The organism is Halalkalibacter oceani (genome assembly GCF_040544555.1).
Taxonomy (GTDB): Bacteria; Bacillota; Bacilli; order Bacillales; family Bacillaceae_D; genus Halalkalibacter; species Halalkalibacter oceani.
Genome location: NZ_JBEPKD010000059.1, coordinates 1 through 2,172 on the forward strand (window position 1 = coordinate 1; position 2,172 = coordinate 2,172).

Annotated in this window: 5 protein-coding genes; 4 read left to right on the forward strand and 1 reads right to left on the reverse strand. The window is 36.8% G+C overall.

Going from position 1 to position 2,172, the window contains the following annotated elements:
- The first annotated feature begins 207 nt into the window (after nucleotides 1-207).
- The 4 genes from ABMB67_RS23320 (at nucleotide 208) to ABMB67_RS23335 (ending at nucleotide 1,685) form a co-directional block, all read left to right on the forward strand.
- Nucleotides 208-393 carry a hypothetical protein gene (locus ABMB67_RS23320; RefSeq protein WP_354573478.1) on the forward strand — a complete coding sequence of 62 codons (186 nt, stop codon included), beginning with the start codon at nucleotides 208-210 and terminating at the stop codon, nucleotides 391-393.
- A gap of 87 nt (nucleotides 394-480) precedes the next feature.
- Nucleotides 481-780 carry a hypothetical protein gene (locus ABMB67_RS23325; protein WP_354573479.1) on the forward strand — a complete coding sequence of 100 codons (300 nt, stop codon included), beginning with the start codon at nucleotides 481-483 and terminating at the stop codon, nucleotides 778-780.
- A gap of 4 nt (nucleotides 781-784) precedes the next feature.
- Nucleotides 785-1,216, forward strand: coding sequence for a DNA-binding response regulator (locus ABMB67_RS23330; RefSeq protein ID WP_354573480.1), 432 nt, complete (start codon nucleotides 785-787; stop codon nucleotides 1,214-1,216).
- A 313-nt stretch (nucleotides 1,217-1,529) separates the two neighbouring features.
- A complete protein-coding gene (locus tag ABMB67_RS23335) occupies nucleotides 1,530-1,685 on the forward strand; it encodes a BC1881 family protein (protein ID WP_354573481.1) in 156 nt (51 codons plus the stop codon).
- Here ABMB67_RS23335 and ABMB67_RS23340 read toward each other — a convergent pair.
- Complete coding sequence (locus tag ABMB67_RS23340) at nucleotides 1,682-1,891, reverse strand: KTSC domain-containing protein (RefSeq protein ID WP_354573482.1); 210 nt, start codon at nucleotides 1,889-1,891, stop codon at nucleotides 1,682-1,684. The genes ABMB67_RS23335 and ABMB67_RS23340 overlap by 4 nt on opposite strands.
- Between the last annotated feature and the right edge of the window lie 281 nt (nucleotides 1,892-2,172).

The following is a 2,172-nucleotide window of genomic DNA, read 5'->3' on the forward strand; positions in this document are numbered from 1 at the left end:
GTCACTTAACTCATTCGACTTTTGGGGAGGTACTCCTTTTTTCGTGCCTTGAAAACCTTGCGAGACTAAGGGTTCAAATTATGAAATTGACTCAAATGAATTAAACAAATAGTTTGTAGTTCTACCAGCCCACTGGAGGACACTGATTGATTACTGATTCCCGTAGTCTGTCGGTGTCCTTTTTATTTCCAAAAGGAGTAGAAGACATTGGATATTGTCGTGACCATCCTGAAGTCAGAATACAAAAATGCTGATATTGAATCGGCAGCTATGGAACAGGACTCTACCCTCGTGAAGTTTTGGACATTAGCTGTAGCGCCCAGGCATTTAAAATGGCGGGCGGGTATATTTAAGCAGCATGCTGGTCGGTCATGGCATAGGAGGATGACTTAAATTTGTTTGAGAATAAAAGTGGATGAGTAAATTTGTTTAACACTGGGCGATACTAGTACAAAAGTATAAATAAAAGGTGGGAAAGTATTGCCTCGTAAAAATGAACAAATCAATGAGCAAAAGAATAACGTTGTTAATTTGGATACGAGCGAAAATAAAAAATTGACCGAATGGTTAGGTTTTATTTTGGATTACCTATCGGACGAAACGAACGAAGAAATAGATGTTGAATACTTATTTGATAACGCAGAAGGATTGCGCGAATGGTGGGAGCAATATCAAGAAAATAACCGAAAAATAATTATAGAAGAAATTAAAAATAAGCTGGGGAAATTGTCGTTAGAGGAACTAAAAGAGATTAGAGAAAAAGTAAAAGGGGATGACTAGAAGGGTGATCATAAATAAAAATAACGTCGAACAAGCACTCAGAGACTATCACTGGATGCCGAAGGAAATCGAACGAATTAAAAAGAGGTTAGAGGAAATGGACACCTCTGTTACAGCAATGTATGGAATAGAAGCTTCCCTCCCAAAGCCGAAAGGAGTGCATACTGATAAAGTTGGAAATGCGGTTATTCGGAATGAAAAACAACACCGTTATTTAAAAAAGTTGCAGGCGAAAATGAAACTAGTAGAGGATAACATAGATAGTATTGAGGATGATAGGGAAAAGGCTGTGTTATTTTGCATGTTAGATGGGATGACTCAGGTCTCAATTAGTTTGCATCTTGGATTGAGTGAAGCGAAAGTCAGCAAGATAAAATATTCAATTGTCAATCGAATGTACGAGAACGTGAAGGAATTAAAGAAAGTAAAGGTATAGAAGAAAAGAAAGGTTTTTTCCGGATTTACTGAAGTAATATACAATGAAGCTAGTAACAAAAATAAACAGATTTACAAGTCGCAGGTCAGTTACGTAATTATAGTAGGTAAGTCGGTCCGTCTTGAGCAAGGCGGGTGAAAAAATAAACGTCTGTCGCTATAGTTGCGGCGGGCGTTTTTATATAGGTGAGGACGATGAACAAATGTAAAAAGTGCATATGGGCGACGTGGATTTCTGATAAAAAAGTCCTGTGCATGTTTAACAAATGTGTAAAACCAGAAAGATGGTAAATAATAATAATGAGGTGATAAAAATGAATCAATCAACTGAAGAGCTGACGAAAATTTTAAGCGACAGAGAAGGTGTAGAAACTTTACGCGTTGAACCATATGAGAAAGTTGTTATCACGACCGAACGAGGCGAAAAAGAATTCAGTGGTCCGGCCGTGATCTTGGTTAATATCGACTAACCAATTCGATTGTTACGAAAATCATTTTTAATGTAATTGTGATGAAATTGACCTTTTGAGGAAGCGTTTAACAAGCCATCATAAACGCTTCTTGGTACGTTGTAATAGTCGTACGTTCCGTTATGAAAATCTATTCTTAATGTTTGGGTGTTTTCGTCATAACCAACCGAATTAAGATTTGACGAAGAAACTGGTACCATTCTCATTTAAAAAACACCTCCTTTCATTTTACATATTTCAACAAATAAAGGCGCTATCCTTCAAATTTGTAAATAATACACGAAAAAGGTTGCAGGATAATAGATTCTATTGCCGAATGTGTAGATGAAAGGAGGCGTTTATGTTGAAAGAGCCCTTATTTAATGGAAAAAGAAATGTTTTAAATGAAGAAGTTGAGTCAATTTCATAATTTGAACCCTTAGTCTCGCAAGGTTTTCAAGGCACGAAAAAAGGAGTACCTCCCCAAAAGTCGAATGAGTTAAGTGAC

Excerpts from the sequence above, each read along its gene's own strand:
- ABMB67_RS23335 (WP_354573481.1), top strand. The coding sequence starts at position 1,530 with ATGAATCAATCAACTGAAGAGCTGACGAAAATTTTAAGCGACAGAGAA.
- ABMB67_RS23340 (WP_354573482.1), bottom strand. The coding sequence starts at position 1,891 with ATGAGAATGGTACCAGTTTCTTCGTCAAATCTTAATTCGGTTGGTTAT.